The sequence below is a fragment of the Clostridium sp. MSJ-8 genome, assembly GCF_018918325.1.
In the GTDB taxonomy this organism is placed as follows: Bacteria; Bacillota; Clostridia; order Clostridiales; family Clostridiaceae; genus Clostridium.
This window is the reverse complement of sequence record NZ_JAHLQH010000048.1, coordinates 1-16,554: the sequence shown is the minus strand read 5'-3', so window position 1 is coordinate 16,554 and position 16,554 is coordinate 1. Positions and strand designations below refer to the sequence as shown.

At 28.4% G+C, this 16,554-nt stretch carries 13 protein-coding genes, 1 tRNA gene, 2 rRNA genes and 1 pseudogene; 14 read left to right on the top strand and 3 right to left on the bottom strand.

The window, feature by feature from the left end; translation table 11 throughout:
• Positions 1-307 precede the first annotated feature (307 nt).
• Both KQI77_RS10780 and KQI77_RS10775 read left to right on the top strand, forming a co-directional pair.
• Positions 308-2,317 (top strand): AAA family ATPase, encoded by a 2,010-nt coding sequence (locus KQI77_RS10780; protein WP_216390433.1) that lies wholly within the window; start codon positions 308-310, stop codon positions 2,315-2,317.
• On the top strand, positions 2,317-4,182 hold the full coding sequence (locus KQI77_RS10775; protein ID WP_216390432.1) for an ATP-dependent helicase: 1,866 nt from the start codon (positions 2,317-2,319) through the stop codon (positions 4,180-4,182). The genes KQI77_RS10780 and KQI77_RS10775 overlap by 1 nt, the downstream gene beginning before the upstream one ends.
• A 21-nt stretch (positions 4,183-4,203) precedes the next feature.
• Here KQI77_RS10775 and KQI77_RS10770 read toward each other — a convergent pair whose 3' ends face one another.
• Positions 4,204-4,944 (bottom strand): NAD-dependent protein deacylase, encoded by a 741-nt coding sequence (locus KQI77_RS10770; protein WP_216390431.1) that lies wholly within the window; start codon positions 4,942-4,944, stop codon positions 4,204-4,206.
• Between the two features lie 528 nt (positions 4,945-5,472).
• Here KQI77_RS10770 and KQI77_RS13300 point away from each other — a divergent pair.
• The 3 genes from KQI77_RS13300 to KQI77_RS10755 all read left to right on the top strand — a co-directional run bounded on the left by KQI77_RS13300 (position 5,473) and on the right by KQI77_RS10755 (position 8,089).
• Positions 5,473-5,616: a helix-turn-helix domain-containing protein gene (locus tag KQI77_RS13300; RefSeq protein ID WP_216390436.1), complete on the top strand. Its 144-nt coding sequence runs from the start codon at positions 5,473-5,475 to the stop codon at positions 5,614-5,616.
• A 438-nt stretch (positions 5,617-6,054) separates the two neighbouring features.
• A complete protein-coding gene (locus tag KQI77_RS10760; RefSeq protein ID WP_216390430.1) occupies positions 6,055-6,321 on the top strand; it encodes a hypothetical protein in 267 nt (88 codons plus the stop codon).
• 64 nt (positions 6,322-6,385) lie between these two features.
• Complete coding sequence (locus KQI77_RS10755; protein ID WP_216390429.1) at positions 6,386-8,089, top strand: DUF4209 domain-containing protein; 1,704 nt, start codon at positions 6,386-6,388, stop codon at positions 8,087-8,089.
• Between the two features lie 70 nt (positions 8,090-8,159).
• Here the strand turns inward: KQI77_RS10755 and KQI77_RS10750 are convergent.
• Positions 8,160-8,246: pseudogene (locus tag KQI77_RS10750) on the bottom strand (NAD-dependent protein deacylase); the annotation flags it as partial.
• 167 nt (positions 8,247-8,413) lie between these two features.
• Between KQI77_RS10750 and KQI77_RS10745 the strand changes: the two are divergent.
• The 8 genes from KQI77_RS10745 (at position 8,414) to KQI77_RS10710 (ending at position 14,770) form a co-directional block, all read left to right on the top strand.
• The gene (locus tag KQI77_RS10745) at positions 8,414-8,854 is read left to right on the top strand and encodes a GNAT family N-acetyltransferase (protein WP_216390435.1); all 441 of its coding nucleotides are present in this window, start codon (positions 8,414-8,416) and stop codon (positions 8,852-8,854) included.
• Positions 8,855-8,878: 24 nt separating this feature from the next.
• Positions 8,879-9,550, top strand: a complete 672-nt coding sequence (locus tag KQI77_RS10740; RefSeq protein ID WP_216390428.1) for a 4'-phosphopantetheinyl transferase superfamily protein — start codon at positions 8,879-8,881, stop codon at positions 9,548-9,550.
• 365 nt (positions 9,551-9,915) lie between these two features.
• Complete coding sequence (locus KQI77_RS10735) at positions 9,916-12,642, top strand: hypothetical protein (protein WP_216390427.1); 2,727 nt, start codon at positions 9,916-9,918, stop codon at positions 12,640-12,642.
• 121 nt (positions 12,643-12,763) lie between these two features.
• Entirely contained in the window at positions 12,764-13,627 is an 864-nt protein-coding gene (locus KQI77_RS10730) for a S66 peptidase family protein (protein WP_253289437.1), read from the top strand.
• A gap of 23 nt (positions 13,628-13,650) precedes the next feature.
• Positions 13,651-14,046 (top strand): secondary thiamine-phosphate synthase enzyme YjbQ, encoded by a 396-nt coding sequence (locus KQI77_RS10725; RefSeq protein WP_216390426.1) that lies wholly within the window; start codon positions 13,651-13,653, stop codon positions 14,044-14,046.
• 41 nt (positions 14,047-14,087) lie between these two features.
• Positions 14,088-14,507 carry a UDP-N-acetylglucosamine pyrophosphorylase gene (locus KQI77_RS10720; RefSeq protein ID WP_216390425.1) on the top strand — a complete coding sequence of 140 codons (420 nt, stop codon included), beginning with the start codon at positions 14,088-14,090 and terminating at the stop codon, positions 14,505-14,507.
• Between the two features lie 64 nt (positions 14,508-14,571).
• Positions 14,572-14,688, top strand: a 5S ribosomal RNA gene (gene rrf / locus KQI77_RS10715).
• A gap of 6 nt (positions 14,689-14,694) precedes the next feature.
• A tRNA-Phe gene (locus KQI77_RS10710) sits at positions 14,695-14,770 on the top strand.
• A gap of 405 nt (positions 14,771-15,175) precedes the next feature.
• On the opposite strand, the gene KQI77_RS10705 is transcribed toward KQI77_RS10710, so the two are convergent.
• A complete protein-coding gene (locus KQI77_RS10705; protein ID WP_216390424.1) occupies positions 15,176-15,853 on the bottom strand; it encodes a uracil-DNA glycosylase in 678 nt (225 codons plus the stop codon).
• Positions 15,854-16,351: 498 nt separating this feature from the next.
• Here KQI77_RS10705 and KQI77_RS10700 point away from each other — a divergent pair.
• A 16S ribosomal RNA gene (locus KQI77_RS10700) occupies positions 16,352-16,554 on the top strand; the annotation flags it as partial.

Sequence of the window (16,554 nt, the reverse complement as noted above, 5' to 3'; positions counted from 1 at the left end):
CATAAAAATAAATATCAAAAAAAGGTAATTTCAGTTACCTAGCTTTGCTATCGGCTTTTTTAGAAAAAATTTAAAAAGTTATCCACAGATTGGGATATTTCTATTATGAAATATCCTCATTTGTATGAATATGAAAAATAAATATAAAAATTAATTTGCTTTAAGTTTTTCATTCCATAGACCATTAGAGCTTCTGAAGTCTGGAATATTTGATTTAGTGGGGATAGGGAGGTAAACCCTACAGAATAAGTAAAATGTATTAATATGGTATAATTGTATTTATATTACGAAGTGGGGGGAGAATGATATGATTAAGAGTCCGTATATATCAAGGGTAGAAATAAAGAATTTTAGAAATTTTAAATCAGTAGATATTAATTTGAATCATAAGCAAGTAATTATTGGAGAAAATAGTGTAGGAAAAACTAATTATATATATGCATTACAACTAATATTAGATCCAACTTTATCAGATCAAGATAGAATGTTGAAGGAATCTGATTTTTATGAAGAAATTAATGAACCTTTTAAGAATGGAGAAGAGATTTATATTAGTGTAGAAATTGATAATTATGAGCATAATAAAAGTATTTTAAGTCAAATTAGTGGAGCTACAGTTAAAGATGATGATGGAAAGCTTAAGTTGAAAATAACATATAAATTTAGACCATCAAGTAAAAATAATAAGTATGAATATATTATTTTTAAGGGAATTGATGAAAAAAAGTTATTTACATATAAAGATAGGGAAATACTAAATATTAAGGTTATTGGTGCTTTAAGAGATGTAGAAAAAGAGTTGAAGAATACATCAAAATCTCCAATAAATAAAATGTTAAAAGAATACGATATTGATTTTGATAAAGTTCAAGGAATTGTAGATAGAATGCATGAAGCTAGTAAAGAGATATTAAGTGTAGATGAGATTGTTGATGTAACTGACAAGATTAATAATACATTTTCTAGTATCATGGGTGAAAGTGATAAGTCTAATCTTAAATTAAATACCTTGGAATTAAAGGCGGATAAGCTATTATATTCAATGAAACTATTAAAGGGTTCTAGAGGTATAAATGACAATAGCTTAGGAATAAATAATATATTATATATTTCATTAATATTATCACAGCTAGAAGATACAACGATTCCGACACTATTAAAAAAAGATGAAATGGAAAAGTTAAAGGAAGAGCAAAATTCAGATATTTTAGATTTACTTTATGAGGAATCACCTAATGGAAATTATATATTAAAGAAAGATATAGAAGAAACTAAACATGAGGAATTATATAATTTTATGAGTTTAAATAAGAGTACGGCAGATTCATTTACTATACTTGCAATAGAAGAGCCAGAAGCACATTTACATCCTATTAATCAAAGGTTAGTATTCAAAGAAGTAATTCAAAATAGTAATAGTTCAGTAATTTTGACAACGCACTCTACACATATTACAGCTATAACACCTTTAGATTTTATTTTAGCATTAAGAAAGTATAAGAATAGTTATACTCAGGCAAATAGTGCTTATAAAATTAATTTAAATGATTCTGAAAAATTAGATATTCAACGATATATTGATATTAAGAAAAGTGAAATTTATTTTGGAAAAGGAGTAATATTTGTTGAGGGGATAGCTGAAGAATATTTGATACCTAGGTTTGCAGAAACTCTGGGATATCCATTAGAACAATATGGGATTGTAGTTTGTAATATTAATTCAACTAATTTTAAACCATTTATGAGTTTATGTGAAAAGCTAACAATACCATTTACAGTAATTACTGATGGAGATTTTTATTATGAAAATATTGTTACTAAAAAGACTCAAGAAAAAGAAGAAGTAATAGAGAGAGAATATCATTTATTATATACTGAGAATGATAAGAGAAATTTCGGATACTTAGGAAATGAAGTTATTGGAAGACAGTTGTTTTCGCTCGGAAGTATAGACTCAACAGTAGTTGAATTAGAATGGAACAAGCAAGACACAGAATTTAATAAGTTAGGTGTGTTTATAAGTAAATATACTTTAGAAGTAGAAATAATGTTTTCTATTAAAGAATATGATGATGCAAAAAATATTTTAAAAAAAGTATATGGAGCATTAGTAGGTGAAAGTGAAACTAGAAAAAAACGATTTAATACGGCATTGGATAGTGGTGATTATTTCGAGTGCTTAAAGAGAATAGAAGCTAAGGACATTGGGAAGGGAAGATTTTCACAAAGTTTATCACTTAAATGCACAGAAGAATTTGTTCCTAAATATATAAAACAGGCTATAGAATATATAGTTCGGGAGGTAAAAGAAAGTTAATGAGTTATTATGAAGAAAAGTTGAATCAAATTCTGAATGATGAATATCAAAAAAAGGCTTATCTAAGTAATAAGTCAACTGTGGTTTTGGCTGGCCCTGGAAGTGGAAAAACAACAGTGTTAACTTTAAAAATGAAAAGACTATTAGATAATTATATATCTGCTTCTAGAGGATTAGCTTGTATGACATTTACAAAAGAAGCTGCAAAAGAATTTACAGAAAGATTAAGTAAAATTACTAATGTAAATAATAATGTGTTTTTAGGAACTGTTCATTCATTTTCACTAAAAGAAATAATACTTCCATTTGGAGAGATATTTAGTGATAAAATACCATTTCCGATTAGTTTAATATCTAATGACGAAAAAATAAAAGCATTATTGAATATAAAAAAAGATGTTGAAGATAATAATGAATTAAATCTAGATTGGATAAATGGGAAAAATATATCTACACTTACAGATTCTTTGAGATCGTTAGATGTGAATGGTATTTCAAAAGTTAAAAATGATATAAACAAAGATGTAAAATTAATTGCTGATATGTATGAAGAGTACTTGTTAAAAAATAAAAAAGTAGATTATGTTATGCTAGTTAAATATGCTATGGATTTAGTTCAAAAAGAAGATTACGTTAGAAAATGTTTAGAAGCTAAATTTCCATGGATATTAGTAGATGAATATCAAGATTTGGGACGTCCTATTCAAGAAATGATTTTATGTTTAATGAAAAATACTAATATTAAGTTTTTTGTAGTAGGTGATAGCGATCAATCAATATATAGCTTTCAAGGTGCTAGACCTGATTATTTAAATGAATTGTATGAATTACAAGAAGTTGAATCGATAAAGTTAATAAATAATTATCGTAGTAAAAAAAGTATCATTGAAGGTTCTGCATTGGTTTTAAATAAAAATAGAAATTATGTGGCTAAAGGTAATTTTAAAAATGATGCTGAATACTTTTTTTATACTTGTAATTTGGGGTTAAAAGATCAATATGATATTATTGGTAAAAGTATAATTCCTAAATGTTTAGGAGAAGGTATAAAAGAACATGAGATAGCTGTGTTAGTTTCAAGTAATGATGATGCTGAGAATTTAGGTAAGGTATTGGATTCATGTGGAATTTGTTACTATATTTCGAAACATAAATATGAAAGAACTGATTTGGTTGTATGGATTGAGGAAATGGCAAAATGGACAGTAGATAATTTTAATAATTTATTTGGTGATTTATATGATTATTGGAGAGTTAATTTTATAGAGTATCTCGAAGAAAGAGATAGTGATATATACTATAGAAAGAAATTATATGATATTTTAGGTAAAGGTAACTTATATAAAAATAGCTTTAAGGATTGGATAGAATTTTTAGATAGTAAGTTAGAAATAAAGAAGCATTTACAAAATAATAATGATAAAGATGAACTTAAAAACTTTGAGAAGTTGATTAAAGAATCGTTAGAAGGAACTTTGAAAAATTCATCTGTTGAAGACTTCTCAAAAGAAGGATATCCGTTAAATCAAGTTGTCATTTCTACAAGACATAGTTCAAAAGGGCTTGAGTTTGAAGTAGTAATTTTAGTTGGATTAGAAGATGGTAATTTTCCTAAATATGCTGCATATAATCCTAAAATAGATGAAAGAACTAGAAAAACAATAATGGAAGAAGAAAGAAGAATATGTTTTGTATGTATAAGTAGAGCAAAAAGTAAATGTTATCTTTTAAATTCAAGAAAGAGATGGGCTATTAATAAAAAAGGTGAGGGATGGTGGGCTGATAAAAATCCATCTGTATTTTTTAGAGAATTATATTCTAAGTTTGGAACAATTAATAATACTTTTTATATTCAAAATGATTAAAGGAGATTATTCATATCTCCTTTAAATAACATTTTTTATACATTCATCTAAAACTTTTCCAATAGCCTCATGAATAACTAAATCAGCTTTATTATCAGCAGAAGTTGAACTCTTATTAATTAAAACAAGATTCTTACCTCTAAAATAATCAATAAGTCCAGCAGCAGGATAAACTACAAGAGAAGTTCCACCTATAATTAAAGTATCAGCTTGTGATATAGCCCTAACAGCTCCAGTAATCACATCATTATCTAATCCTTCCTCATAAAGAACCACATCTGGTTTTACCTTTCCACCACATTTAGGGCAGGTAGGAACTCCTTTTGATTCTAAAATAAATTTTTCATCATAAAAAGCACCACATTTCATGCAGTAATTTCTAAGAACTGATCCATGAAGTTCATATACATTTTTAGAACCAGCAGCTTGATGTAATCCATCAATATTTTGAGTGACAATAGCTTTAAGTTTACCCATCTTTTCAAGCTTAGCTAAAGCTATATGAGCTGCATTAGGTTTAGCTTCGGGATATATTAATTTATCCTTATAAAATCTAAAAAATTCTTCTGGATATCTCATAAAAAAAGTATGAGATACTAGTTGTTCTGGAGTTAAATTTATTTTAAGTTTTTCATTCCATAAACCATTTGCACTTCTAAAGTCGGGAATACCACTTTCACAACTACAGCCAGCACCACCAAAGAAAACTATATTATTGCTATTTCTTAATATTTCAGTTAACTTTTCTATTTCATTACTCATAAAATCATCTCCGTTTTTAATTCATAATAATATTATAATTCAATAAAAGGTCGCGAAATAAACTTTTAAAAAAAGTCATCAAATGACCAATATCTATATTTAGCGATATCTATACTTAGCTTTAAATATTAGACTAATAGGTCATTAGAAATTAATATGTCTAAAGGTAAGAAAAAGATGCTATTTATTTAACATCTTTTTTCTTTAGTTATTCGTATTTTGTTTTTAAATGTTTCTCAATTAAAATAGCAATAGTGTCACTAACTGTATGCATATTCTTCTTAGAAATAGTTTGGATAATTCTAAATCTTCTAAATCAAAAGTCACTTGAACTCTTTTTTCCCCTTCAGATATTGCTATAAAAACAACTCTTGAACTAAGGAATTTATTTATTTGAATTATATCATAAGTGTACCACTAATGACAATTTTTTAAAAGAAGAGAAAATATGTATTGCAAGGGTGGTACACTTTTGTATGATAAAACTTAGGATGAAAGGAGTGAACAACCAATGGAAGTAAAGATACAATTTTAAAACTATCTCATGAATTAATTACAGATAAAGCTATAAATACCTATGAGTTTAGAATATATGCATATCTAATGAGTCTGTACAATAAGGAAAAAGGTTGTTCATTTCCTAGCCAAGAAACAATTGCTGAGAAGTTATGAATAGTATTAACATCTAAGCTTGATGAATCTGGTGCTATGTTAATAAAAAATACAAATTAAAATAGGTCAAAAAAGTGATTTCTATATGTTTACAATCTAGCTAACCTTTTATTATTTTCTAAGTAATAGTTATCGTCATATTAATTAGGTGATAAATATTCACCATGACTGTGTATTCTAACTGTATTATAAAAGGTTTCTACAGATTTAACGGATAAAAAGCGTAAATTTAATAAAGAAATTTTAAAGTTTCAAGAGTATATAGAAGAACTAAGAATTTTAGATGACAATACTTTTTATAAGGCATAGGAGCTTATAGATAAGAGTACAAGTTCAAAGATAGAACTAAGTATACTAATAGAACTAATGCATTATTTGAATAATTATTATGGCATAGATATGGTGATGGGGAGATGATATTTTTCAGGAGAGAGCTCCATGGATAAAGATATATTAGTAGGTATAATAACTAAGACAAAAGGTGAGATAGAAGCTTTAGAGGGAAAGCTTAGGCTATTAGAAAAGGAATATAGTGAAGCTAATAAGGTAATCTCTATTGATAAGGAGTTGATTGAACAGTATAAAAATTTTAGTTATGTTTATGGAACAGCTGATATTAAGCAGAAGAAGTTATTACTTCAAGAGGTTGTTGAAAAGATAACTTTTGATGAGGATAAAATGATAATAACTTTATTTTTACAATGAATTCTTTAGCTACTATTCAAGAATAAATGTATAATTAAATATGTTTATGAAAGGGGAGAATTGTATGATTAGTGATTTATTAGTAAATAATATTAAGCCTATTTTAAATGATTCAGAAGTAAGAAAAGATAAGTTAGGGATAGAGATAGAAAAGGATATATATAGTGAGGACGAAAAAAAGTTAATCTGTTATCTAATAGACATAGATGATAAATTTTTTAATTATTCATATAATGAAAATCCATATAGTTTTTTAAACAACCGAATAGCTGAAAAGTCTGATATAGAGTCCATAGTTACTTTAATAGAGGATAATGAATTAAAAGCTAAAATCTATGATTCTTTATGGGTTAATTATAAAAATTATGAAGGAGCACAAGAAGCATATAGAATTTTTATAAAACTAATTAATAAAGTTGAAGTAAATTCAGATGATAAATTTCATTATATATTGAGGATATTTGATATATATGTGACAACTGGTAAAAGGGAAGAGAAACTTAGAGAAATAAAAGAAATTGTTGATAACTATATTCACAGTAATATGAACGATAAAACAGCTAAATCTTTAATTTTGTTAGAGATGTTTGTGAAGGAGAAAACTAATAATACTGATTTTTTGATAAAGTTAGCTAATGAAAAAATAGAGGTATTTGAGGATGAAGAGAATCCTCATATTGTTGAAGGCTATTATGATTTAATTGAGGATATTTTATGTCAAAAATATAAAGCTAGAAAAAATCAAAAAAGTACTAATATAGATATTGTAAATATTAGAAGAAAAAAAGTTGAATATTTACTTCGTATTATTAGAAATGGTAATTTACGTTTAAAGGTAAATAACTATATGAAGGTAATAAAGATATTAAAAACAATACCTGATACAGAGGATGAAAGAAGAGAAATCGTAAAAGAAATGGAACCATATCAAAAAGAAACGTTACAATATATGCAGAAATTTAGTTATAGTAAGGATACTTCTGAGGAAGTAAATAAAATAATTAAGTCATTAGAGGGAAAAGACTTAAGAGATGTGTTTACATTTTATGTAACCCAATTACCATTTGTAAGCAAAGAAGAAGCTAAAAAGGCAGTTCTAGAAAGATCAGAAAATTCTTTAACAGCACTATTATTTCCAACAGTAGTTTTAGATAAAAGAGGAAAGATTAAGTATAAGTTACCATCAATTTCTGCCCAATGTAAAGAAGAAGCAATATCAGCTAATACAGAAGCAGAATATTTAAATTATGCTAGCTTATATACTCAAGTTTATGTAAATCCAATACTACTATATATTCATAAGAATTTTAAAGTAGATGAAGAATTATTAGAAAAGATAGTAGAAGATAATTTTTTTGTTCCAGGTGATAGAAAGAAGTCATTTGTAAAAGGGCTTTTAGCTGGATTTGAATTTGATCTTATAACTGCATTAAGTATTTTAGTGCCACAAGTTGAAAATGCTTTAAGATGCTTAGCAGAAGAATGTGGAGATGTAATATATAAAAGTAATGAGGATGGTGTTGAAGAATTAATTACACTTAATGGTATCTTAGATTTACCAAAATTAAATGAAACGTTAGATGATAATTTAATTTTTAATTTAAAAAGTATTTTTACATCAAAGTTTGGAATTAACATTAGAAATGAAGTTGCACATGGAATAATAGATGATGAAGAATTTAAATCAGTATATTCACTATATGTATGGTGGTTTATTTTAAAGTTATGTTGTATCTGTTCACCTTGGATTATGTTTAGAGAGAAATAATAACTATATTGAGTTTGAAATAAAATCTAATATAATATTTTATACTTTAATAGTGGGTTTATATTCGTATCTCAGTAGAAACACCTGCACCACCAAAGAATACTATATTATTACTATCTCTAAGTATTTGAGTTAATTGTTCTATTTCAGTACTCATAAAAATCATCTCCATTATATATTATGTTTTTATTATTGCATAAATTAAGTAAAAAATAAAATGTGTTATAATAAAATAGTGGAGTTTAAAAATGATGGTCATCATTATATATGTATATGTAGGTTAATATCATAATAAGAAAGGAAAGATTAACAATGAAAAATGATATTACTATTAGAAAGATGACAATTGATGATTATGAAGGAGTGTATAATCTGTGGATTAACACAAAAGGTATGGGATTAAATGATATAGATGATTCAAGAGAAGGAATAGGTAAACTTCTGAAGAGAAATCCTAATACTTGTTTTGTAGCGATAGATAAACAGAAGGTAATAGGTGTTATTTTGTCAGGACACGATGGAAGAAGAGGTTACATATATCATACAGCTGTAAATGATGATTACAGAGGTCAGGGTATAGGTACAATATTAGTTGAGAATACTATGAATGCACTTAAAGAAGAAGGAATAAACAAGGTCGCATTAGTTGCTTTTCGTAGAAACAAAATAGGTAATGAATTCTGGGAAAATAGAGGCTTTACAGTGCGTGAAGATCTAGTATATAGAAATAAAGCATTAGTAGAGCTTAAGAGAATTGATACTTAAATATAATTATGCAAAGGTGAAGATATGATAAAATTATTAGCTGCTAATATAAATCAAGATATAGAAGATAATAAGATAGAGGAATTCTTAAAACTTATTTCTAAGGAAAAGTTAGATAAGATAAATAGGTATAGGTTTAGAGAAGATTATCTTAGAAGTCTATATGGAGATATCTTAGTTAGATTCGAGATAATAAAACAACTAGGAATAGCCAACTCAGATATTAAGTTTACATTAAATAAGTATGGAAAACCATATATAGAAGGATATAATAATTTGTTTTTTAATATATCTCATTCAGAAGACTGGGTTATATGTGCTATATCTGATGAAGAGGTTGGAGTAGATATAGAGAAAATTGAGAAAGCACCTGTAGAAGTGGCAGAACATTATTTTCATTCTAGAGAATATAAACTTATAAGAAGTAAGGCATCAGAAGAGGTTGATGAATACTTTTATAAGATGTGGACTCTTAAAGAAAGTTATATAAAATGGATAGGGAAAGGCTTATCTAAGCAGCTAGATAGTTTTAGTATAAATGAAGATATAAATAATGAGTTCTATATAGAGGAAAATAAAGAATTAAGGCTAAATCAATGCAAATTTGATAAAGATTATATTATATCGTTGTGTTCTAAAGAAGTATGGGATACTAATATTACAGTTATTAATATGATAAATGTAAACATAAAGTAAACATGTGAAAAAAACTAAAAAATGGACTAAAGTAATGTCTACAAAAAACGAAAAGGTATTAAGTAAATAGAAGTTTACTTAATATCTTTTTTGTATATTTATGAAAGATAAAAAAGATATGTATAAATAAAATGTTTACGATTCTAAACAAATTGTCAGATTAGCTAATATAGGTTATTTATAAATACAAGAATTTGTAGAAAAGAAAAGAATTTGTTATTAATTTGTTTACATGTAGTACATTTTATAGAAACATATATCAGATATAATAAATTTCGTAGGATACAAATTAAGATTCTAAAAGTAGACTATATCAATTATTGCAATTGATTAAATAAATAAATAATGTAAAGGGGCAATGAATTATGAAAAAGAAATCATTAAGCTTATTAATCGCTGTTGCTATGGCAACAACAATGGTGCCTTCAACAATGGCATTTGCTGATACAACAGCACCAGTTGAAGATACACAAGAACCAACTGTAGTAACAAAAGCACCTGCATCTACATATGAAGTAGATTATTCAACACATGTACAAAACATAGGATGGCAAAAAGCTGTAAAAACAGTAGGTGATGAAGCTGATTTAGAAGATGTAACAATGGCTGGAACTGAAGGAAAAGGCCTAAGATTAGAAGCTATCAAAATTTCAGGAGCTAATCTTCCAAAAGGAGCATCAATTACATACAAAGCACATTCACAAAATAAAGGATGGATGGATGCAGTAACTACTGAAGCTGGAACACCAGTAGATGATGCAAAGATGGCAGGAACTAAAGGAGAAGGTTTAAGACTAGAAGCTTTAAGATTAACTTTAAATGGTATGCCAGGATATGCTCTTAAAGTTAGCGTACACGTACAAAATAAAGGATGGATGAAAGCTGTAACTATTGAAAATGGTAGTGACTTAGATAAAACAGATATCATAGGAACTGAAGGAGAAGGTTTAAGACTAGAAGGAATCAAAATTCAAATAGTTAAGACTGATGAAGAAAAGAAATTAGAAGTAGCAGCTATTAATGCAGTAGCAAAAGCTGAAGCTACTAAAACTGCAGAAGATATAGAAGCAGCTAAAACAGCTGTAGAGGCAGTTAATGATGCTACTGTTAAAGCAGAACAAACAGCAAAGATTGAAGCAATTACTGGAGAAGATCCAGATCAACCAGAAGTTACTGAATTAAAAGTTGAATCTGTAAAAGGAATAAATGAAGATTATTTAACTGTAGCTATAACAGCTCCTACAGAAGATATTTTAGGACAAATTGTAGAAGTTAAAAATAGTGTTGGAGAAATTGTAGAAGTTAAGCCTCTAGATATTGCTGCTGGAGATGAAACTGCTGATTTTGAATTTGTTAAGTCGGTTGATAAAGCTGATTTAAAGGGTGTATGGACTGTAAATGGTGTTGAATATGATCTTGATGTATATAATAAATTATCAGCATTCTTAGAAGCAAAAGATCAAATTGAATTAAAGAATGCACTTGTAGATTTAGGAATTGAAAATGTAAATATAGATAATATGAAGAAATATTATGAGGCTAAAGGTGAAATTACTAAATCTGTTGATGAATTAACAGTTGAGGATGTTCAAAAGTTAGTTGATGATGTAAATGCTAGTTCAATTAGTGCTGAAGAAGAAAAGGCTATAGTTAAAGCAGTAACAGATGCTGTAAATGCTGATAATGAAGTAGCACTTCTTACTGCTTTACAAAATGAAGCATTTGTAAAAGTAAACCCTGATTGGATTACTGTGGCAACAGATGGATATAAAGATAAATTTATAGGAAATGAATCTACAATTGCTGAAGTACAAGAAGTAATAAATACAGCAAATGATGCAATATTAAATAAAGTAGTAGTAAAAGACGGAATAGATAAAGATAAATTAACATCTTCAAAAGAGTTAATTGAGAAATGGGCATCAGTTGATAAGGATGGTAAAATTAAAGATTCAACATTAAAGAATTATCCAAAATTAATTGATATTCAATTAGCAGTAGCAGATGTAGTAGGAGCAACAACACCTACAACTTTAAAGAATAAGTTAACAGCTCTTGCTGAGTTGACTAAAGACGATGGCGATAAAATAGATATGAATAAGTATGTAGATGCTAATGGTAAAGCATATATAGCTAAACTTTCACAAACAATTTCTACAGCCAAGGATGAAGTAAGTGAAATTGATGGCATAATAGATACAGTTAATGAAGCCGAATCAACTGCTTTAGTAAAAGCTGTTAATACTTCAGCACAAGCAATTGTTGATGCTTCTGGCTCTCCAACTGAAGCTCAAAAGAATGCTTTAATAAAAGCATTAAATAATTTAGGAATAAAACAAGTTGCAAAAAGTAATATAGACCAATATGTAGCTGATGCATCAAGTTTTGTAACTGAGTCTGCAGGAATCAAAACTAAAGATGATGTTCAAAAACAAGTTGATAAATCAAATGTAACTGCTATAACATCAGCTAAAGATGCAGATAAGTTAATAGAAGCATTAAAAGTTCTAGAACTTAAGAATATTGTAGAAAACAATAAAGATGCTTACTTAACAGATGTTACTGGTGGATCAGCAACAATTAAAACTGATGCAGCTACAATTGATGCAGCATTAAAGGTTATAAATCATAAGGTAGTAGTAGATGCACAAGTTAAGGCTATAAATGAAGCTAAGACATCAAGTGAAGTTAAAGTAGCTTTAGATGCATTAGCAAATGTTGACGAAGTTGATGATTACTTAAAAGTAAAGAGTGTTGATAGAGATTTTGTAGCATCATATGTTTTAAGTAAGAGAGCAGATGAGTCAAATGAAAAATATGCTGCCGTAAGTAATGTTGAAGAAAAAGTTACTGCTGCAAAAGATGCTCTTGCTGAAGCGTTAACTGGTATAAATGCAATTAAATTGAATACAACTCCAGATGAAATTGTTACTGCATTAGATAAGTTACTTGATGAAGATTTTTCAAAGTTAAATAATATAGAAAAGTCTGCAAAAGCACAAGCATTCCAAGATAAACTTACATTTAAAGAAGATGGAACATTAAAAACACCATTTGTAACATTAGCAGAAGTAAAATCTTTATTAAAATAGTATATAGTATTATTTAATAAAAGTGTTGAAATACCCCTTAAGAAGTAATATTCTTGAGGGGTATTGTATTATAGTTTTTATTGTATAATGTAGAACTGAAAAATTTAAAGAGGTGATACAAATGCTTAAAATTAATGATAAAGTAGCTCTTGTTGCATGTTCTAACGGGCTCAAGAGAGAAGCAGAGAAAGATATAGAATTCTTAAGTAGAACATTACAAGACATTGGCTTGAATCTAGCATTTAGCAATTATATATATGCTAAAGAATCAGTATTTAATGCTTCAGCTAAAGAGCGTGGAGAAGCTCTTATGAACTTTTATATGGATGAAGCTATAAGAGCTATATTTGATATTTCTGGTGGGGATGTTGCAAATGGAGTTTTACCTTATTTAGATTATGATATTATATCTAATAATCCTAAGCCATTCTTTGGTTATAGTGACCTTACTACTATAATTAATGGCATATATGCAAAGACAGGTAATAAAGGATATTTGTATCAAGTTAGAAATCTTATATATGATAATAGAGATGAACAAGTTAAAGTATTTACAGAGTCAATGATTAATAATGGAAAAGATTTATTTAACTTTGATTATAAATTCTTGCAAGGAAAATCAATGAAAGGTGTAGTTATAGGTGGTAATATTAGATGCTTTTTGAAATTAGCGGGGACTGAATATATGCCATCGTTTAAGGGCAAGATATTAATGCTAGAGAGCTTAGGTGGAGATGTAGGACTTATGAGTGCTTTATTAACTCAATTGAAGCTTTTAGGAGCTTTTGAGGAGGTAGAGGGTATCGTATTAGGAACATTTACTAATATGGAGTCTAGAGGCTTACAACCTACTATAGAAGAATTAGTTATGGATATAGTTGCAGATAAGAATTTACCTATTATTAAGACAAGAGATATAGGACATGGAGTAGATTCTAGATGTATAATTATTGGTGAAGAATATGAGTTCACGAATAGAGAATGATACTATGTAAGGGAGCGATAATAATGGAGTTTACAATAAGAACAACTAAGAGAGATGAATTCATAGATATAGGTTATTATGTGGAAGAAGCTTTAGAGAAGTCTGGGATTAAGAATGGAATAATAACTGTATTTGTACCACATACAACAGCAGGTGTTACTATTAATGAAGATGCAGATCCTGATGTAGTTAGGGATTTGTTATGGACTCTTGATAATCTTGTTCCAGAGAGAAGAGAATATAAGCATATGGAAGGTAATTCACATGCACATATGAAGGCATCAATTATGGGATCATCATGTAATATAATAGTGGAAGATGGTAAGATGAAGCTTGGAACATGGCAAGGAATATATTTTTGTGAATTTGATGGGCCTAGAACCAGAAGAGTATATATAAAAGTTATGGGAGATAAGTAATATATTTAAATTAATAATTGATTTTAATAGGAGAATTTTTTATGGATTATGAATTAAGTTTATTTGAATTAGGTAATTTATTAGAAGAAGTTAATAAGCATTTTAATGTTAGCTTATTAACTAGAACTAGATTAAGTGGCGGATGGCTTACTGTTATGGGAGAGGTAGAGGTAGAATCAGTTCCTCAGAGTGAAGGAATTAAGGCTGGTAATAATATTATTGTATTGAATATAATACAAAATGGAGATATTAATTCAATCAAATTAACAGGGATTAAAGATAATTATTTCAATGTTAATATTGCTCCTGCAAAGTATAAAGAGATAAAAAAATCTGGACTTAGTTTAGATATTATTAAAGAAAAGGAAGATAAATGCACATTAAAAGTAGATGAAAACATGATTTTTACTATAGATGCAGCAGCAAAAGACATACAATCAATAATAAAAGAAAAAAATTAAAAAAATATGTTGACAAAGTTTAAATAGCTCAGTATAATAGCTTATGTAGTTCCGACACGGAACATCTAGTGATGATGGCATAGAGGAAACACTCCTTCCCATTCCGAACAGGACAGTTAAGCTCTATAGCGCCGATGGTACTGCATGGGAGACTGTGTGGGAGAGTAGGACGTTGCTAGGTTTGTCTGGCTTGATAGCTCAGTCGGTAGAGCAGAGGACTGAAAATCCTCGTGTCACTGGTTCGATTCCAGTTCAAGCCACCATAATGCATTAACTTGAATAAAGCTAATGCATTTTTTTTACTCTTATAAGAAATTATATTTTATTTGTAGTTGTGGATAATTATCTTAAACATAAAGAGTAAAAAAGAAAAAAGTAGTGCCATGACAGAAACTAAAAACAAGTTTTAGAACCTGTCATAGTGGCTAAAAAATCGACGGCTTCATAAATGGGCCTTGGAGATTTTTTGATGTCTAGAATGTACAACCTTAAAAGGAAACAATTTTGTAACCTTTAGGTAATCTTTGTGTAATTCATTCTTAGACAAAATATTTTATAATTAGTGTATAACAATGTAAGTTTTTATAAAACTAATTGTTAATCCTCATATCAATATTAAAATCATAATTAACAAGAAAGACCTATTGCTCAAGGTCTTTTTTGTTTTTTTAAATATTTTCAATTTGCCAATCAATAGGTTCTTGACCAATTGATTTTAAGAAATCATTTGTTTGGGAGAATGGTTTACTACCAAAGAATCCTCTATTTGCAGATAAAGGGCTAGGATGTACAGATTGAATTATTTTATGTATTGGATTAGTTATAAGTTTCTTTTTACTTATAGCATTATTACCCCATAAAATAAATACTACTGGCTTCTCTCGGTTATTAATGGCCTTTATAACAGCATCTGTGAAATGCTCCCATCCTTTATTCTTGTGAGAGTTAGCTTCTCCTTGTCTAACAGTTAAAACTGTATTAAGTAATAGTACTCCTTGATCTGCCCATTTTTTAAGGTATCCATTATTAGGAATATAACAACCTAAGTCTGTATGTAATTCCTTGTATATATTCATTAATGAAGGTGGTGCTTTTACACCTGGTTTAACAGAAAAGCTTAATCCATGAGCTTGATTAGGTCCATGATAAGGGTCTTGACCTAATATAACAACTTTTACATCATCATAATCTGTGTAGTGCAAAGCGTTAAATATATCATACATATTAGGATATATTACTCTTGTTTTGTATTCAGTTACTAGAAAACTTCTAAGATTTTTGTAGTAGTCTTTTTCAAATTCATCATTTAATACATATTTCCAATTATTTTTTAATATTTCTTTCATAAATAAATCCTTTCGTTTGTAATGGCAGAAATCCAATACCTTTAGGTAATGGGAGCTAACCTTAATCATTATAGTATAGTATAGCATAGTTTTGGGGATAATTAAAAATTGAGAATTGACAATTTGATTCTCGATTTTTAATTCTAAATTCTTAGCCAACTTATCCTAGAGTGTCAATATAATAAAAAAAGGCGAAAAATGAAGAATAAGATAGAAAATGTGATAATATTTTACGAAAATAACCTATCTATTATAATCAAATTTTATTCTATGGTGGTAAGATAAGACACGTCGCTGAGGCAGACAAGCAATAACGAAATAAAACGAAACAGAAAAGTTTTTTAAAAAAGTTGTTGACAGATGTTTGTTTGGGTGATAAGATTGAGAAGTCGCTTGAGGGCGACGAAGAAAATTGGTCTTTGAAAATTGAACAGAATAATAAATTAAGAACCAGCAATTCTTTATGAGTAAGTTTTAGAGCTAAATTAGATTGAACTTTTTATTGAGAGTTTGATCCTGGCTCAGGACGAACGCTGGCGGCGTGCCTAACACATGCAAGTCGAGCGATGAAGCTCCTTCGGGAGTGGATTAGCGGCGGACGGGTGAGTAACACGTGGGCAACCTACCTCATAGTGGGGAATAGCCTCTCGAAAGGGAGATTAATACCGCATAAGATCGTAGTTTCGCATGAAACAGCGATA

Excerpts from the sequence above, each read along its gene's own strand:
- KQI77_RS10780 (WP_216390433.1), top strand. The coding sequence starts at position 308 with ATGATTAAGAGTCCGTATATATCAAGGGTAGAAATAAAGAATTTTAGA.
- KQI77_RS10775 (WP_216390432.1), top strand. The coding sequence starts at position 2,317 with ATGAGTTATTATGAAGAAAAGTTGAATCAAATTCTGAATGATGAATAT.
- KQI77_RS10770 (WP_216390431.1), bottom strand. The coding sequence starts at position 4,944 with ATGAGTAATGAAATAGAAAAGTTAACTGAAATATTAAGAAATAGCAAT.
- KQI77_RS10760 (WP_216390430.1), top strand. The coding sequence starts at position 6,055 with ATGGATAAAGATATATTAGTAGGTATAATAACTAAGACAAAAGGTGAG.
- KQI77_RS10755 (WP_216390429.1), top strand. The coding sequence starts at position 6,386 with ATGATTAGTGATTTATTAGTAAATAATATTAAGCCTATTTTAAATGAT.
- KQI77_RS10740 (WP_216390428.1), top strand. The coding sequence starts at position 8,879 with ATGATAAAATTATTAGCTGCTAATATAAATCAAGATATAGAAGATAAT.
- KQI77_RS10735 (WP_216390427.1), top strand. The coding sequence starts at position 9,916 with ATGAAAAAGAAATCATTAAGCTTATTAATCGCTGTTGCTATGGCAACA.
- KQI77_RS10730 (WP_253289437.1), top strand. The coding sequence starts at position 12,764 with ATGCTTAAAATTAATGATAAAGTAGCTCTTGTTGCATGTTCTAACGGG.
- KQI77_RS10725 (WP_216390426.1), top strand. The coding sequence starts at position 13,651 with ATGGAGTTTACAATAAGAACAACTAAGAGAGATGAATTCATAGATATA.
- KQI77_RS10720 (WP_216390425.1), top strand. The coding sequence starts at position 14,088 with ATGGATTATGAATTAAGTTTATTTGAATTAGGTAATTTATTAGAAGAA.
- KQI77_RS10705 (WP_216390424.1), bottom strand. The coding sequence starts at position 15,853 with ATGAAAGAAATATTAAAAAATAATTGGAAATATGTATTAAATGATGAA.